Genomic DNA, 16068 nt, shown 5'->3' on the forward strand with positions numbered 1-16068 from the left:
AAGCCATGGCATCTCGAAACAAACCCATCGTCGTCGGTGTGGACGGTTCGGCCACCGCGCTGCTCGCGGTCCGGTGGGCGGCCGAGCGTGCGTGCCTGGACGGGCTTCCGTTGCGCCTCGTGCACGCCTACCACCTCCCGATCGGGTTTCCCACCGGGGTGACCGAGGAGGAGTCGATCCTGAACGTCCTGCGCGGCCAGGGCAGGCGCTGGCTGGACGAGGCGCGTGAGGTGGCGACCACGGTCGCGCCCGGTCTCGACGTGCACGCCGAACTCGCCGCGATGCCGACGACCATCGGGCTCGCACACGAATCGGACAGCGCGTCGTTCCTCGTGCTCGGCAACCGGGGACACAACGCGTTCACGGGCATGCTGGTCGGCTCGACGTCCCTCACACTCGCAGGCCATGCCCACAGCCCGGTCGTGCTGGTCCGCAACGGCTCCGACGGGTCGTCCCGCACCGGGCCGGTGGTGGTCGGTGTGGATGGCACGGAGGCAAGTGAGGAGGCCCTGGCGTTCGCGTTCGCCGAGGCGTCCGCCGCGGGTGCGACGCTCGTGGCGGTCCACGCGTATGCCGAGTCCGTCTTCGAGGAAGCTCTTGCCGCGAACAACGCGCCGCAGAACTGGACCCTCCAGCGAGAGATGGCCGAAGCGGCGCTGGCGGAGCGGCTCGCGGGCTGGCAGGAGAAGTACCCGCAGGTGCGTGTCGAACGGGACGTCGTACACGACCGGCCGAACCGGGCGCTGCGCCGCAGTGCGCAGACCGCGCGACTGCTGGTCGTCGGACGGCGGGGCCACGGCGGCTTCCGTGATCTCGTCCTCGGCTCGACGAGCCAGCACCTGCTGCACCACGCCGCCTGCCCGGTCGCCGTGGTGCGGACGGAAACGACCGGGTAGCAAGGAGGTTCGGTCATGCGTGCACGAGATGTGATGAGCAGACCGGTGGTCAGCGTCGACACCGGCGCCACGGTCCTCGAGGCGGTCACCGCCCTCACCGAACACGGCTTCGCGGCAGTGCCGGTGGTGGACGACGGCGACCGGGTCGTGGGGATCTTCAGTGAGTCCGACGGCCTGCGGGCCGAGCACCGGCGTGCGGCCCCGGTGACCGAGGCGATGACCGCCCTGGTGGAGGTGACCACACCGGACGCCGATGTCTCGGCCATCGCGGAACGCATGCTCTCCCAGCGACTGCGGTCGATGCCGGTCGTCGAGGAGGGCCTGCTGGTCGGCATGGTCGCACGCCGCGACCTGCTCCGGACCATGGTCCGCACCGACGACGTGATCACCGCCAACGTGCGTGGGCTGCTCGACAGGTACGCGGGCAGCCGGCGGCACTGGGCGGTCGGGGTGACCGACGGGCACGTGACCGTGTCGGGTGAGTTCGCCGACACGGCGGAGCGGTCACTGGTCGGCGCGCTCGTCCGCACGGTGGGTGGCGTCAAGGACGTCACGCTCAGCGCGAACATGCCGGCGACCATCGGCTGGGAAGACTGAGTGCGAGCGTGTTGCCCAAGCCGTGATCGACGGCAAGGGCAACACGCTTTGTCACGCCTGGTGTCCGTTCGCGGGGACGAGGACGACGGGCACGTCGGCGTGGCGCAGGCACTCGTTCGTGACGCGACCGAACAGGAACTCGGTGGTCCTGCCACGCGGGTTGTAGCCCAGTACGAGCATCACGGCACCGTGCGCGGCGCGCGCCAGCTCGATACCCGGGGCACCACTGCGTCGCAGTGCCGTGATCCTGGGCGCGGTCGGTCCCGCCTCGCGCACCGCGGCGACGGTGTCGTGCAGGACGCTGCCGTGCGGTGCCGGCGGCGCCATTCCGTGCGGTGCCGGGGCGTACGACGTGCCCGGGAGCAGCTGCGCGGGGTAGCGCACCTCGACCGCGACCACCGTGCGGTGCTCGGCCTCGGCACGGGCCACCGCCCAGCGAAGAGCGTTGACGCTGGCCGGGGAACCGTCCACGCCGACGACGATGCTACCCGTCATGGGGTCACCTCCCTGCTGGCGACGGCACGAAAACCTGCGCCTCGTCCGGCACGACGTGCTGCTCGTACCGCGCCGTCAGCGGCGTGAGCGCGGGGCGGTACCGGCGGAGGTGATGGTCGCAGAACACCAGTTCGCCGCCGCTCAGCAGAACCGCTCGTGTGGTGGCCTGGGCCGCGCAGCGGTCACACCGGTCGGTCGCGGTGAACAGAGCGGCCGTGCGCATCTCGGTGGTGCTCATCGCAGCCTCCCTCCGGGAATCTCCGACAACACTCTCCGGCAGGTGACGGCGGTGGTCACACTGCCGTTGGCCGTCGATGTCCGGGACCTTCGTCCTCGGTGCCCGCGGGTTCGGACGACGGACCGAACGTCCTGGGCGCGCGGGACGTTCGACGGCGGTCGCTCCACCACGTACGGCGCTAGTTTCGTTGACAGGTCAGCGATGTCGAGGGAAGGAGCGAACATGATCGTGGTCGGCGTGGACGGGTCGTCATCGGCGCTGGACGCGGTCCGCTGGGCCGCGCAGGAGGCCGGACGCCGCGAGCTGTCGTTGCGACTGGTGACCTCGTACCAGTTGACCGCGGGGGTGGCCGGGGTGCTCGACCCCGGGGTTCTCGACCTGTTGCGTGAGCAGGGACGGCGCCGGCTTGCCGAAGCGCGGGACGTGGCCGCCGAGAAGGGTGTGGCCGCGAGCGTCGCGCTGGAGTCCGCGCCCATCGTGCCGATGCTGGTCAGGGAATCGAGCGCCGCCTCGCTCCTGGTGCTCGGCACCCGGGGTCTCGGTGGGTTCACGGGGCTGTTGATCGGTTCCACCGCCGTGGCGCTGGCTGGCAGGGCGCACTGCCCGTTGGTCGTCGTCCGGGGGGACACGCCGGCGCACGGCCCGGTGGTCGTCGGCGTGGACGGCATGCCCGACTCCGAGGAAGCCGTCGCCTTCGCGTTCGCCGCGGCCGCGGCGCAGGGTGCCGATCTCGTCGCGGTCCACGTCTGGCACGACTCGCCCGCCGACGCTGTGCTGCTGGGCCACTCCGCGCCACCGGACTTGGCGCTGGCGCAGCAACGTGCCTACGAGACGCTGGCCGAGCGGTTGGCGGGCTGGCAGGAGAAGTACCCGGAGGTGCACGTCACCCGTGAGGTCGTGCGGGACCACCCGTCCCGGGCGCTGTTGCGGTACGCCGAGGGGGCGCGGCTCGTGGTGGTCGGCACCCGGGGCCGCGGCGGGTTCCGCGGTCTGGTGCTGGGCTCGACGAGCCAGCACCTCCTGCAGCACGCGCCGTGCCCGGTCGCCGTCGTGCGCACGGAGCCGGATCGGGAGTGAGCTGTGCCGGGGCCGGTGGTGGTCGGTGTCGACGGGACGGCGGACGCGTTGCGTGCCGTCCGGTGGGCGGCCGTGCGTGCGGGCCTGAGTGACGTCGGCCTGCGGCTCGTGCACGCCTCCCAGACATGCGATGGCGTCTCGCGGATCGCACGGGACGTCGCGGACGAAACCGTCGGAGGTGTGTCCGTCACAGTGGTGACCGGTGAAGGCTCCGCGGCCGGACTCCTGGTACGTGAGTCCGCGAGTGCGTCACTCGTGGTGCTGGGCAACCGGGGACACGGCGGCTTTTCCGGCTTGCTGGTCGGCGCCACCGTGGCCACTGTCGCGGCTCGAGGCCGGTGCCCCATGGTCGTCATGGGCGGGCCTGAAGAGCTCGGGAACGGCCCGGTGGTCGTCGGCGTCGACGGCACTCCGACCTGCGACGCCGCTCTCGGCTTCGCCTTCGCAGAGGCCTCGCTGCGCTGTACCGGCCTGATCGCCGCGCACGGCATGGTCTCAGCCGTAGAGGAGGACGTCGCGCGCGACCGCGATCGCGTGGCGGAACTGATCGCCGAGCAGGTCGCTGGCCACCGTTCGAGCTACCCCCACGTCAAGGTCGTTCAGGAAGTCATGGCGGACACGCCGGGCCGGGCGCTGCTCGACCAGGCCGCGTCGGCCCAGTTGGCGGTCGTCGGCAGTGGGCGGCGGATCGGGTACCGCGGCGCGCTTCTCCGCTCGACGAGCCGGTACCTCCTCCACCATGCGCCGTGCCCGGTCGCGGTCGTACGCCGGGATCACCCGATCTGACCGGAGGGTCTGCTGTGGACAAACGAGTGCCGTGGCGCGCACAGGTCGCGATCGTGGGCGTGCTGGCGGTGGTGACGCTGGCGGGCGTGGCCGTGCCGGTCCTCTGGTCGGTGGCGACGCTCGCAGGACTGGCCTACTCGGTGTCCATGGTGGTGACCGATCTGCGTGCGCACCGGTTCGGCACCGACGTGCTGGCCACGCTCAGCCTGGTCGGCACGTTCGTGGTGGGGGAACACCTCGCCGGTGCGCTGATCGCGTTGATGCTGGGGACCGGGCAGGCGCTGGAAGGCTACGCACAGCGGCGCGCGCACCGCGACCTCGACGCGCTGCTCGCGCGCGCACCCCGCACCGCGCGGGTGCGCCGCGGCGGAGCGGTGGTCGAGGTGCCGGTCGCCGAGGTCGCGGTCGGGGACATGGTGGTGGTGCGTTCGGGTGAGGTCGTGCCCGTCGACGGCAGGTTGCTCGAGGCGGGCGCTTTCGACGAGTCCGCGCTGACCGGCGAGCCGCTGCCGGTGCCGCACGCCCTGGACGACGTGGTGCACAGCGGGGTGTGCAACGCGGGCGCGGCCGTCACCATCCGTGCCGTGCGTGCCGCTGACCAGAGCGCCTACGCGGGCGTGGTTCGGCTGGCCGAGCAGGCTCTCGCGAGCGCCGCTCCGGTCGCGCGGCTGGCCGACCGGTTCGCGGTGGTCCTGGTGCCGGTCGCACTCGCTGTCGCCGGTGCCGCCTGGTGGTGGGCGGGCGACCCCGTGCGTGCGGTGGCCGTGCTGGTGACGGCGACGCCGTGCCCGCTGCTGCTCGCCGTGCCCGTCGCGATCGCGGGTGGCATGTCCGCGACGTCCCGGCGCGGTGTGGTGGTCAAGGACGGCGCCGTGCTCGAGCAGCTCGGCAGGGTGCGGACCGCGCTGCTCGACAAGACGGGCACGGTGACCGTGGGTGCGCCCGCGGTCACCGAGGTGCTGACCGCACCAGGTGTCGACACCGACCGTGCGCTCGGTCTGGCCGCTGCCGTCGAGAGCGAGTCGCCGCACGTTCTCGCGACCGCGGTGGTGGCCGCGGCGCGGCGTGCGCGGGTGCCCGTCGTCGTCGCCACCTCGGTGCGGGATGTGCCGGGTGCCGGTGCACGGGGAGTGGTCGGCGGTGTGGACGTGACCGTCGGGCGCCTCGTCATGGACGATCCGCCCGGATGGGCCCGCTCGGCGCTGCGCCGCGCACAGCTCGACGCGGCGGGCGTGGTGTGGGTGTCGGCCGACGGGGAACCGGTCGCTGCCATGCTGGTGCGGGACGAGTTGCGGCCGGAGGCCGCCCGCACGCTCAGCCGCCTGCGCGCCGCGGGCGTCGACCGGCTCGTGCTGGTGACCGGCGATCGCCGCGAGGTCGCCGAGGACGTCGCCGGTGTGCTCGGTCTCGACGAGGTGGTCGCGGACGCCCGGCCGGAAACCAAGGTCGAACAGGTGCGGTTCGAGCAGCGCCGGGCGCCGACGATGGCGGTCGGTGACGGCGTCAACGACGCACCCGCGCTCGCCGCGGCGGACGTCGGGGTGGCGGTCGCCGCACGGGGTGCCACGGCGACCGCGCAGGTTGCGGACGCGGTGCTCACCGACGAGGGCATCGACCGCCTCGCCGACGTCGTGGAGACCGCGCGGCGCGCTCACGGGATCGCGCTGCAGAGTGCCGGACTGGGCATCGGCCTGGCGGTCGTCGCCATGGTCGCGGCCGCGTTCGGTTTCCTGGCACCCGCGGCGGGCGCTCTGGTGCAGGAGCTGATCGACGTGCTGGCGGTCGGCAACGCGCTCCGCGCGCTGCGGGGCAACGCCCGCGCGGACGTGCCGGTAACCGCGCGCAGGCTCATCACCCGGTTCCGCGCCGAGCACGCCGACCTCACGGACGCCCGCGCCGTCGTGCGCGGCGCGGCCGACGCCTTGTCCACCGGGCTCACCGCTGCGGCGGACGCGCGGGTCCGTGCGGCGCACCGGGTGCTCGTGGACCGGATCCTGCCCCACGAGCGCGCGGAGGAGCACGAGCTCTACCCGGCGGTGGCACCGATGGTCGGCGGGCGGGACGGCGTCGCGCCCATGAGCCGCGGCCACGCGGAGATCGAGCGGCTCACCGCACGGCTCGGCCGCCACCTCACCGGCAGGCTGTCGGCGGATCAGGTGGACGACCTGCGCGCGACGCTGTACGGCCTCGACGCCGTGCTGACCCTCCACTTCGCACAGGAGGAACAGGACTACTTCGCGCTCGCCGAACGCGAACGAGCGGACAGAGGAGGAAGCCATGGCACGCAAGCACTGGCGTGAGCTCACAGCCGGTCAACGGTGGGCCTTCATCGCGATGAGCACCGTCGAGGTCGGTCTGGCGGCCTTCGCGTGGAACGACCTGGCACACCGGCCCCAGGAAGCCGTCAACGGCCGCAAACCGCTGTGGGCGCTGGCCATCGCCGTGAACTTCATGGGCCCGATCGCGTACCTGCGCTACGGGCGCCGGAAGACGGTCGACTGACCGGACGGACTGGCGGCGGGGTCGTCCACCTCCCACGGCCCCGTCGATACCAGGGGCGCCGACATCGCGCGATCGTCACCTGACGTGTTCGTGGAACGCCGCGACCGCGGTCGGCAGGGTCGGAAAGATCCGGTCCTCGCCGATGCGCTCGACGAGCCCGGCGGCCGCCAGTTCGGCGCGGAGATCCTGCTTGACCCTGGCCATCGCGAAGGCGATGCCGCGCCGCGCGAGGTCCGCCCGCAGGTCCTCGATCGCGTCGGCCGCGGTGATGTCGATCTCGACGTTGGCCTCCGCGTTGAGCAGGAACCACACGGCCGGGGTGGGGGACGCCTCGACGGCGGCCAGTGCCCGGCGGCGGAAGTCGTCGGCGTTGGCGAAGCACAGCGGGGCGTCGTAGCGGTACACGACGAGCCCCGGAATGCGGGTGGCCCGCGGGTAGTCGTCGACGTCGTGCATGCCCGCCATGCCGGGCACCTCGCCGAGGATGCCGTCGTGCGGACGCGCGATCCGGCGCAGCAGGTCCAGTATGGACAGCCCGATGGCGACCAGCACCCCGTTCAGCACGCCGAGCAGCAGCACGCCGGCGGTCGTGGCCAGGGCCAGTGCCAGTTCGCTGCGCCGGAACGTGCCGATTCGGCGGAACTCGGCGACCTCGACGAGCCGGGTCGCCGCGTAGATGACGAGGGCTCCGAGCGCCGCCGAGGGGAACGCGGCGAGGATCGGACGGCCGAACAAGAGCACGAGCACGACCACACCGACCGCGACGAGCGAGTGGATCTGCGAGCGGCTGCCGATGCTGTCACCGATGGCGGTGCGGCTCGCGCTGCTGCTCACCGGGAACCCCTGCAGTACCCCTGCCGTGACGTTGGCGGTGCCGAGCGCGAGCAGTTCGGTGTTGGCGTCGGTCCGGTAGTCGTTCCGGATGGCGAAGGACCGCGCGGTGAGGACGTTGTCCGAGTACCCGACCACCGCGACCCCGACCGCGGGCAGCAGCAGTGCCAGGACGTCCGTTCCGGACACGGCGGGCAGGCCGGGGGCCGGGACACCGGCCGGGATCGCGCCGATCACGTGGACACCGTTGTCCCGCAGGGAGAACAGCGCCGTCGCGGCCGCGGCGAGCAGCACGGCGAGCAGCGGGACCGGCAGCTTCGGCAGAAGTGCCCCGCCTGCGGCCAGGAAGGTCAGCACCCCGGCGGCGAGCAGCACCGTGGGGAGGTGGACGTGGCCTAGCCGCCGGACGAAGGCGCCGAGGTCGGCGACGACGGAGCCGCCGTCGAGCGGCACACCGGTGACCTTGCCGAGCTGGCCCACGATCATGAGGACCGCCACCCCGGCCATGTAGCCGACGAGGACGGGCCGCGACAGGAGGTCGGCGAGGAACCCGAGCCGCGCGGCCGCGCCCAGCACACACAGCACACCGACGAGCAGCGCGAGCGCCGCGGCCAGGGCCGCGTACCGCGCGGGGTCACCCGCGGCCAGTGGCGCGATCGTCACGGCGGTCATCAGCGCGGTCGTCGACTCCGGTCCCACCGACAGCTGCCGCGACGACCCGAACACCGAGTAGACCAGCAGGGAACCGACGATGGTCCACAGCCCGACGGCGGGCGCCAGCCCCGCGACGTCCGCGTACGCCATCACCTGCGGGACCAGGTACGCGGCGACGGTGACACCGGCGAGCACATCCGGTCGCAGCCAGCCACGCCGGTAACCGCGGAGCAGCAGCACTCCGCGCGGGAAGCCGCCCACCGTCAGGGAGCGTGGCGGGTACCGGGCAGGTACCCGACGGTGTCGCTCGTGGCCCTGCGGTGGCTTTCCGGTGGCGGCGGAGCGGCGATGGGGGCCCAACCGACGCGCAGGATGAGGTGCGGGAACGCGGCTCGGTCGAGGACCCGCGCACGGATCAGGCTCCTGGTGTGCGCGACCTCGAGCGCCTGCGAGAGCGGGCAGGTCGCCAGGCCGAGATCAGTAGCGGTGAGGAGCGCGGCACTCATGGCCTCGCCGGCACGAAGCACCGAGACGAGGTCGTCGCCGGTGGCGGCGAGGACCAACAGGTCACCCGCGTCGTTCTCGCCACGGCCGGTCTCGGCGTAGGGCAGCGTGCCGACGGGGAACGCGCGCATCGTGGTGTCGCCGTGGACCTGCTGGTCCGGCGGGGTGCTCGTGGTGAGGACGCCGTCGCGCGAGAGCCGGCCCCGGCCGGTCCACGCGGCGAGCTCTTCGCCGTAGGCGGGGTCGTGCGCCTGGGCGTCCGCCGCCGCGTCGATCGCCCGGGTGAGCTGCCTGCGGGTGAGCCTGCCGGTGACCGGGACCAGCAGCGCGCCCGCCTTCCCGGCCCGGCGCACCATGAGGTCGAGGTGCCCGTCCGGCACGGGCCACGACGAGAACCGGCGGCGGTCGGTGCGCCTGCGTGAGATCGCGCCGGCCAGCGTGATGTCCTCGGTGGACGGTGCCTTCGGTGCCAGTTCGACCGCCGCCAGGTGGTCGGGGTCCCGCGGGTTCGGGAGGCGGTGCACGATCGCGCGCCAGCCGAGTGCCCCGAGCGCGACGCGCAGGTGGTGCAGCGCGGCGCCGCAGGACAACAGCAGGTCCCGCCCGTCGGGGTCGGTGGCGGTGAGGCGGCGGGTGCGGTCCGCCATGAGGTGGATGGACTCGTCGCCGAGCAGCCAGCGCCACGGCTGGGTGTTGTGCACCGACGGTGCGCGGTTGGCCAGCGTGATCGCGTCGAGCACGGTGTGCGTGTCCGGCGTGCGCTCGTTCATCGTGCGCCTCCTCGCTTCTCGGGCACCTGTCGTCAGGGTCGTCCTTTCTGGCGGGCGGTGGCAGTGCTCAAGTTCCCGGCCCGCCGTGACCAAAGGCCCGCGCGGCCGACCCCACGGACTCTGTGCGCCGCCGGTGCCGTGGTCGACCGTGGGGACCGGAGAGTTCCGAGGAAAGGCCGTGATCACCATGACTTCTCCGGTGCGGTTGACCGCCGGGCTCGACGACGCACCCAGTCGCTGGCTGTGGTTGGTGAAGTGGCTCCTGTTGGTGCCGCACGCGATCTTGTTGTTCTTCCTGTGGGTGGCGTTCCCGGTGATCACCTTCGTCGCACTGGTCGCGATCCTGTTCACCGGGCGGTATCCGAGGGCGTTGTTCGACTTCAACCTCGGGGTGATGCGCTGGACGTGGCGGGTGTGGTGCTACGGGTACGGCGCGCTCGCCACCGACCGGTACCCGCCGTTCAGCCTGGGGCCGGAGCCGGACTACCCGGCGACGCTGGACATCGCGTACCCGGAGCGGCTCTCGCGCGGGCTGGCGCTCGTGAAGTGGTGGCTGCTCGCGATACCCCACTACCTCGTCGTCGCGTTCTTCGTCGGTGGCGGCGGATACGTGCTGTGGCAGTGGGGCGATGGCTGGGTCGGGTTCGACGGTGGGCTCGTGGCGCTGTTGACCCTGTTCGCCGGGGTGGCGCTGCTGTTCACCGGCCGCTACCCGCGCGGCATCTTCGACATCGTCATCGGGATGAACCGCTGGGTGCTGCGCGTCGCCGCCTACGCCGCACTGATGACCGACGAGTACCCGCCGTTCCGGCTGGACCAGGGTGGCGAAGACCCCACGGGGGAGCCTGTGCGGGAGAAGCAGCCCGCCCAGCCCGCGCGATCAGCCGGGCGCACGGTCGGCGTGATCGCAGGGGCGCTGCTGCTGCTCGTCGGCCTCGGCGGTGCGGGTGCAGGCGGCGGGCTGTTGTGGCTGGAGGCGCAACGCGACTCGGCGGGCTATGTGACCACGCCGGTGGAGCGGTTCGGCGACAACGGGTACGCACTGCGGTTCGACGCATACGACCTGGCGCCGGTCGACGGGGACTGGCCGTGGGCACAGGACATCCTCGGCGACATCCGCGTCGAGGTCTCCGAAGTGGACAACCAGCCGTTGTTCGCCGGGATCGCCCGCACCGCCGACGTCGACCGCTACCTCATCGGAGTGCCGCACCGCAGGTTCCACGACTACCAGGACAACCAGTACTACCGGCCGATGGCGCTCGGCGCGCACATGCGTGGCGTGCGGCCACCGGACGAGCCGGGAAGCCTGGGCATCTGGACCGAGTCGGCGACCGGCGCCGGCACCCTCACGCTCGACTGGACACCGCGACCAGGGGACTGGTCGCTCGTGATCATGGACGTCGGTGCGCGGCCGGACGTGCGCGCGGACGTCGCGGTCGGCGCCACCGCACCGGCACTACTGCCGATCGCCATCACCGCACTGTCCGTCGGCGCCGTCTTCCTCGTCGGCGGCGCGGTGCTCATCGCGCTGTCGGCCCGTCCGCGCAGGCCGGAGACGTCATGATCATCCACACGGAAGGACTGACCAAGCGCTACGGTCGCAGGCCGGCACTGACCGGGCTGGACCTGGATGTGCCGGCCGGTGCCCTGTTCGGGTACCTCGGCCCGAACGGCGCCGGGAAGACCACCACCATCCGGATCCTCGCCGGGCTCCTGCGCCCAACGAGCGGACGGGCCACCGTGCTCGGCGCCGACGTGGTGCGCGACCGGGAGGAGGTCCAGTCCCGGATCGGCTACCTGCCCGGCGACTTCGTCGCCTACCCGGACCTCACCGCCGGAGACTACCTGCGGTACATGCGGAACCTGCGCGGTGGGGTGGACCCGTCGAACACGGCCCGGCTCGCGAAGCGGCTCGACCTGGACCTCGGTCAGGTCGTCGGCGGGATGTCCCACGGCAACCGGCAGAAGGTCGGGATCGTGCAGGCCTTTCAGCACGACCCGGAGCTGCTGGTCCTCGACGAACCGACACAGGGGCTGGACCCGTTGGTGCAGCGGGAGTTCCTGGCGATGCTGCGTGAGGCACGGCAGGCGGGCAAGACGGTCTTCCTGTCCTCGCACGTGCTCTCCGAGGTCGAGGCGGTCGCAGACATGATCGGCATCCTGCGCGAAGGCAGACTGGCTGAGGTCGCGTTGGTCGCGGAGTTGAAGGCGAAGGCGCTGCGACGCCTGGACCTCACGTTCGAAGGCGAAGTGCCCGCGGAACGGCTTCGCACCGTACCCGGGGTGACCGAGGTCCACGCGAACGGAGCGGGCGTGCAGATGGTCGTCGAGGGGTCGACGGCAGAGCTGTTCGCGGTCGCCGCGCCGTACCGGATCACCGGCGTGGTCAGCCACGAACCGGATCTCGAGGAGATCTTCCTGACCTACTACGGAAAGGCGTGAGGGCGGTGCTCACGAACGTCTTCAGCAAGACACTGCGCGACCAGCGGCGGACGCTGGTCGGCTGGAGCATCGGCCTGGTGGTGCTGGTACTGCTTGAGTCGGCGCTGTGGCCCACCGTCCGCGACATGGGCAACCTGGCCGAGTTCGTCGCGGGCTACCCGGAGCCGATGAAGGAGATGTTCAAGCTCGACGAGTTCGGCACCGGGACCGGCTTCCTCAACGGCGAGCTGTACAGCCTCATGTTGCCGATCCTGTTCCTGGTGTACGGGATCGGCAGGGGAGCGCGGTCGGTCGCGGGCGAGGAGGAGGCGGGCACGCTCGAGGTCCTGCTGATGACCCGGGTGTCGCCCGCGAGCCTGGTGCTGCACCGCGCGGCCGCGCTCGCGACCGCGATGATCGCACTCGGTGCGGTGCTGTTCCTCGCCGTCGCGGTGTGCTCGCCGCTGTTCGACCTGGACGTTCCGCTGGGTCAGGCGGCCGCGGGCTCGGTGGCGATGGTGCTGCTGGGCGTGGAGTTCGGCTGGCTCGCCCTCGCGGCCGGCGCGGTCACCGGCAGGCACGTGACGGCGACCGCGGTCGCGTCGGCCGTGGCGATCGCCGCCTACGTCCTGTACGCGGCGGGCGGACTGGTCACCGAACTCGAGGCGTGGCAGGGCGTCTCACCGTTCGACCAGGCACTGGCCGCCGGTCCGCTCGGCGGCGGGCTCACCTGGGCGTTCCTGTGGATGCCCGCCGCCGCGGTCGTGTTCGTGGCCGCGGCGGTGCCGGTGTTCGACCGCAGGGACATCGCCGTGCACTGAGCGGAGTCCTGGCTCGCGGCTCGCCGGTACGGGAGCCGCCTAGCGGACCTACGCACAGATCAGGGCGACCTGCCGGGGGCCGGCTCTCGGTCTCGACGGTCAGCGTCACAGCGGCGGCTGCGATGTCCCGAACTCGCGGGGAATTGGGTCAGGCAGGTGTCAGCATGACCCACACCGGGCCTGGGGCGAGGGGGAGATCCTGCCCGTCCGCGGTGTGGAACACGGTCGGTGACTGTGCTGTCGGTCGTGACCACGTGCCCGTGTGGCGATGACCGTCGCGCAGAACGATCGCCGGTCCGCTGCCGACGGTGTGCGCGACCGGCGAGACGGTGCCGTGTGCGTCCTCGATCGGCTCGTTGGTGGTGATCCCGACGCCCTGGAAGACGACCGTCGACGCGGTCACGCGCCCCGAGTCGGTGGACGTGAGCGGGACCCTGTTCATCGAGACGAACCACCGCGCGGTCGGTGCCGACCAGGTGAACCCGAACTCAGTCGCCCGGTATCGAACGTCGTCGGTCACCGCCGGGACGCCCCCGGCCGGCGCGGGGCCGAACCGGAGCGCTGCGACCGCGGGACCTTCCGCACTTCCGGGCAGGTCGGCGGGTCGCACGTACAGGTTGTGCGGCGCCGGCCGGTCGCCGTCCCGGTAGTACGCACCCGCCGTCTGCGCCGGTGTCGCGTTGACGAGTTCGGCGGCATGCAGCGCGGGCAGCAACTCGGGCGCGGCACCGGAGTACGCCAGTATCGGCTTGCCGTACTGGCCCAGCAGTTCGATGTCCGTGCGCCGGGCGCTGCGGACCGGACCGATCACCGATGGCAGCGTGCCGGTGTACACGGCCACGAGCCGGGTCAGACCACCCTCGACCGGTTCGACGTACACGACGGAAGCGGCCCCGAGCCCGGTCTGGGGCAGCGCCGCGGGCACGTTGTCGATCTTGACAGCCAGCGCGGGCCGCGTCAGCGCTGTCGTCGACTTCGTGGCGGACCCGGACGTGGGTGGGGCGGCGGGAGTAGTTCCACCGCCTCGCGTGACCACGACCAGTACCGCTGCCACGACCGCGACCACGGCCAGTACCGCGGCGATCTCCCACCACAGCCACTCGCGTGTTCGCCTGTCCATCACCCCGTCGCCTCCTCGGGTGGCGCACCACCCACGCGGTCACTGCCGCCGCGTGTGGCCGAGCCGTGCCACCTCACTGTCCACTTCGGTCTCGGTGACCGGCTTGCTGACGAAGGCGCTCCAGCCGTGCACCAGCAGGCCACCACCCCAGAACAGGAGAGGGAACGCGGGCCAGAAGAAGCTGTCCGCTCCGGTCGCTGTCCAGATGACGACCAGGCCCGCATTCACGACGATGAACATGATCAGGTGCGGGAAGAATCCGCGCCGTTCCTCGATCCGTTTACGTGCGACCGCACGCATGTCCTCTGGTGCGTCGGTCATGACTCGCACCTCCTTCGGCTCGACTGTCGACACTGAGCGTCGAACGCCTTCCCCGCTCTGCCCAAGAGACCTCGGTACGCAGCGGATGGGACCGAAGTCCCGCGACACGGTGCCGAAACCAATCTTGTGCTCTCGCGACGGCACACGCCGAACGGGGTCGCCGTGGTGATCGCCCAGCCGACGGCGCGACCCGTGTCCGGTGTAGACGTCGGTGTCCGGAACAGCCGCGGTGTCGCGGTTGGCCGCGATGTGGCAGGTGCCGTCGTAGGACATGACGGTCAGGTTCGCCGCGCAGCCCATGGCCGGGCCGAGTGCTGCGTGGCCGGCAACGTCGCTGGCCAGAAAGTCGACCCCCTTGAGCATGCCGCCGACGAACCCGGTTGGCAGCGGTCCAGGCCGGTGGCGACAGTGACCGTGACGGGCAGGGATCGGGAGTCGCGAGCGGACCTGGTGCGGTCGTCGACGAGCCGCATCCGGCGCGTGACATCGGCCTTCACGTGGCTGTGTCCAGATGCTCAGCGGGTCAGTACGACCTTCAGCGCGCCGGACTCTTGCGGGCTGGCGAACACGTCGTAGGCGGCCTCCATGTCGTCGAGATCGAAGCGGTGGGTGATGAACCGGCCGGGGTCGATGCGGCCCGCGGCGAGCATCCGCAGCAGCATTGGTGTGCTGGATGTGTCAACCAGTCCAGTGGTGACCGTGACGTTGCGGATCCACAGGTCTTCCAGGTGCAGGGTGGCTGGTTTGCCGTGCACGCCGACGTTGGCGACGTGCCCGCCTGGCCGGACGAGAGTTGTGCAGAGTTCGAAGGTCTCCGGTACACCGACGGCTTCGATGACGACGTCGGCACCGAGTCCGCCGGTGACGTCACGGACGATCTGGGCGGCGTCGTGCCCCGTCGCCGCGACGAGGTCCGCGCCGAACTGCTTGGCCGCGTCGAGCCGGGACTGTGCCAGGTCGACGGCGACGATGTGGCTTGGGCTGTAGAACTGCGCGGTGGTGATCGCGGCCAGTCCGATGGGACCTGCGCCGACGACGACCACGGTGTCCCCGGGCCCCACTCGCCCGTTGTGGACGCCGACCTCGTAGGAGGTGGGGAGGATGTCGGCCAGCAGGACGGCGGACTCGTCACTGACCTGCTCGGGCAGGGCATGGGTGGAGGTGTCGGCGAACGGCACCCGGACGTACTCGGCCTGTGTGCCGTCCACGAGGTGGCCGAGTATCCAGCCGCCGCCACCGAGGCACTGCCCGTACGCGGCGATGCGGCAGTACTGGCAGCGCCCGCACGCGCTGATGCAGGACACCAACACGCGGTCGCCTGATTTGACCGTGGTCACCGCGGCGCCGACCTCTTCGATCGTGCCGACCGCTTCGTGGCCGAGCACGCGGCCGGGGGTTACCTCGGGTACGTCGCCTTTGAGGATGTGCAGATCCGTGCCGCAGATCGTGACGGCGTTCACCCGGACGACCGCGTCCGTCGGCGCCTCCACCTCAGGCTTGGCCACGTCGCGCCATTCCCGCTTGCCGGGGCCGCCGTATACGAGCGCTTTCATGGTTTCCTCCTGGCGTCGTGCTGGGTGTGCCACATCCAGCCTCATCAGCCGCGCAGGGGACATCTGCGGTCGAAAGTCCCTTTCGTCAGGGGCGCAAGGCAGGGGTTGACCACTGATGGCAACGAGTGCGGAGGAGACCGATGCCCGAGAGATGACCGACATCGACGAGGTACCGGACACGGCGACGATGTCCACAGGCACGCGGCCGGACGACTTCGCGGCCGCATCATGGACGTGCTTGCGCTAGATGAACCTGGCGTTCCCGCACCACGCCTGCCACGCGGCGATCGCGGAGGCGTTCACTGGCGTGACACCGCACACGCGTGCGTGGTTCCACGTGGGCACGGTGCGGGGCGGCGGACGAAGATGGCGTAGTCGGCCGGGAATCTCGCGCAGCTCGATGCGACGCCGTTCGGATACTCATCTCAGTGCTGGAGCATGCCTGACCCGCGAGCGGCCGCGGACGGCCGGAGCGGGCACCC

17 protein-coding genes are annotated in these 16068 nt (G+C 71.6%); 10 read left to right on the plus strand and 7 right to left on the minus strand.

Annotated features, from left to right (window positions below; all coding sequences use genetic code 11):
* The first annotated feature begins 5 nt into the window (after nt 1–5).
* A complete protein-coding gene (locus tag ACIBVP_RS42660) occupies nt 6–896 on the plus strand; it encodes a universal stress protein (RefSeq protein WP_396112329.1) in 891 nt (296 codons plus the stop codon).
* A 15-nt stretch (nt 897–911) separates the two neighbouring features.
* A complete protein-coding gene (locus tag ACIBVP_RS42665; RefSeq protein ID WP_396112330.1) occupies nt 912–1493 on the plus strand; it encodes a CBS domain-containing protein in 582 nt (193 codons plus the stop codon).
* A 51-nt stretch (nt 1494–1544) separates the two neighbouring features.
* Here the strand turns inward: ACIBVP_RS42665 and ACIBVP_RS42670 are convergent, their stop codons facing one another.
* Both ACIBVP_RS42670 and ACIBVP_RS42675 read right to left on the minus strand, forming a co-directional pair.
* A complete protein-coding gene (locus ACIBVP_RS42670) occupies nt 1545–1988 on the minus strand; it encodes a universal stress protein (protein WP_396112331.1) in 444 nt (147 codons plus the stop codon).
* 4 nt (nt 1989–1992) lie between these two features.
* Entirely contained in the window at nt 1993–2226 is a 234-nt protein-coding gene (locus tag ACIBVP_RS42675) for a hypothetical protein (RefSeq protein ID WP_396112332.1), read from the minus strand.
* Between the two features lie 222 nt (nt 2227–2448).
* Between ACIBVP_RS42675 and ACIBVP_RS42680 the strand changes: the two genes are divergently transcribed.
* The 4 genes from ACIBVP_RS42680 to ACIBVP_RS42695 all read left to right on the plus strand — a co-directional run bounded on the left by ACIBVP_RS42680 (nt 2449) and on the right by ACIBVP_RS42695 (nt 6591).
* Nucleotides 2449–3303, plus strand: a complete 855-nt coding sequence (locus ACIBVP_RS42680) for a universal stress protein (protein ID WP_396112333.1) — start codon at nt 2449–2451, stop codon at nt 3301–3303.
* 72 nt (nt 3304–3375) lie between these two features.
* Nucleotides 3376–4089 carry a universal stress protein gene (locus ACIBVP_RS42685; protein ID WP_396112334.1) on the plus strand — a complete coding sequence of 238 codons (714 nt, stop codon included), beginning with the start codon at nt 3376–3378 and terminating at the stop codon, nt 4087–4089.
* 14 nt (nt 4090–4103) lie between these two features.
* Nucleotides 4104–6389 (plus strand): heavy metal translocating P-type ATPase, encoded by a 2286-nt coding sequence (locus ACIBVP_RS42690; RefSeq protein ID WP_396112335.1) that lies wholly within the window; start codon nt 4104–4106, stop codon nt 6387–6389.
* Entirely contained in the window at nt 6367–6591 is a 225-nt protein-coding gene (locus ACIBVP_RS42695; protein WP_396112336.1) for a hypothetical protein, read from the plus strand. Before ACIBVP_RS42690 ends, ACIBVP_RS42695 begins: the two co-directional genes overlap by 23 nt.
* 75 nt (nt 6592–6666) lie before the next feature.
* Here ACIBVP_RS42695 and sulP read toward each other — a convergent pair whose 3' ends face one another.
* Nucleotides 6667–8337, minus strand: a complete 1671-nt coding sequence (gene sulP, locus ACIBVP_RS42700) for a sulfate permease (RefSeq protein WP_396112337.1) — start codon at nt 8335–8337, stop codon at nt 6667–6669.
* Between the two features lie 2 nt (nt 8338–8339).
* On the minus strand, nt 8340–9350 hold the full coding sequence (locus ACIBVP_RS42705) for an Acg family FMN-binding oxidoreductase (protein WP_396112338.1): 1011 nt from the start codon (nt 9348–9350) through the stop codon (nt 8340–8342).
* Between the two features lie 187 nt (nt 9351–9537).
* On the opposite strand from ACIBVP_RS42705, the gene ACIBVP_RS42710 reads away from it, so the two are divergent.
* The 3 genes from ACIBVP_RS42710 to ACIBVP_RS42720 are packed head-to-tail and all read left to right on the plus strand — an operon-like array spanning nt 9538 to nt 12592.
* Entirely contained in the window at nt 9538–10914 is a 1377-nt protein-coding gene (locus ACIBVP_RS42710) for a DUF4389 domain-containing protein (RefSeq protein ID WP_396112365.1), read from the plus strand.
* Nucleotides 10911–11792 carry an ATP-binding cassette domain-containing protein gene (locus ACIBVP_RS42715; RefSeq protein WP_396112339.1) on the plus strand — a complete coding sequence of 294 codons (882 nt, stop codon included), beginning with the start codon at nt 10911–10913 and terminating at the stop codon, nt 11790–11792. The genes ACIBVP_RS42710 and ACIBVP_RS42715 overlap by 4 nt, the downstream gene beginning before the upstream one ends.
* Nucleotides 11789–12592, plus strand: coding sequence for an ABC transporter permease subunit (locus ACIBVP_RS42720; RefSeq protein ID WP_396112340.1), 804 nt, complete (start codon nt 11789–11791; stop codon nt 12590–12592). The genes ACIBVP_RS42715 and ACIBVP_RS42720 overlap by 4 nt, the downstream gene beginning before the upstream one ends.
* Nucleotides 12593–12740: 148 nt before the next feature.
* Here the strand turns inward: ACIBVP_RS42720 and ACIBVP_RS42725 are convergent, their stop codons facing one another.
* The 3 genes from ACIBVP_RS42725 to ACIBVP_RS42735 form a co-directional block, all read right to left on the minus strand.
* On the minus strand, nt 12741–13712 hold the full coding sequence (locus tag ACIBVP_RS42725; protein ID WP_396112341.1) for a DUF3048 domain-containing protein: 972 nt from the start codon (nt 13710–13712) through the stop codon (nt 12741–12743).
* A gap of 39 nt (nt 13713–13751) precedes the next feature.
* Nucleotides 13752–14396, minus strand: coding sequence for a 2TM domain-containing protein (locus ACIBVP_RS42730; protein ID WP_396112342.1), 645 nt, complete (start codon nt 14394–14396; stop codon nt 13752–13754).
* 152 nt (nt 14397–14548) lie between these two features.
* A complete protein-coding gene (locus ACIBVP_RS42735) occupies nt 14549–15586 on the minus strand; it encodes a zinc-dependent alcohol dehydrogenase family protein (protein WP_396112343.1) in 1038 nt (345 codons plus the stop codon).
* A gap of 115 nt (nt 15587–15701) precedes the next feature.
* Here ACIBVP_RS42735 and ACIBVP_RS42740 point away from each other — a divergent pair, with 115 nt between their 5' ends.
* Nucleotides 15702–15833 carry a hypothetical protein gene (locus tag ACIBVP_RS42740; protein ID WP_396112344.1) on the plus strand — a complete coding sequence of 44 codons (132 nt, stop codon included), beginning with the start codon at nt 15702–15704 and terminating at the stop codon, nt 15831–15833.
* Nucleotides 15834–16068 lie beyond the last annotated feature (235 nt).

It is taken from the genome of Actinophytocola sp. NPDC049390 (assembly GCF_044466355.1).
In the GTDB taxonomy this organism is placed as follows: domain Bacteria; phylum Actinomycetota; class Actinomycetes; order Mycobacteriales; family Pseudonocardiaceae; genus Actinophytocola.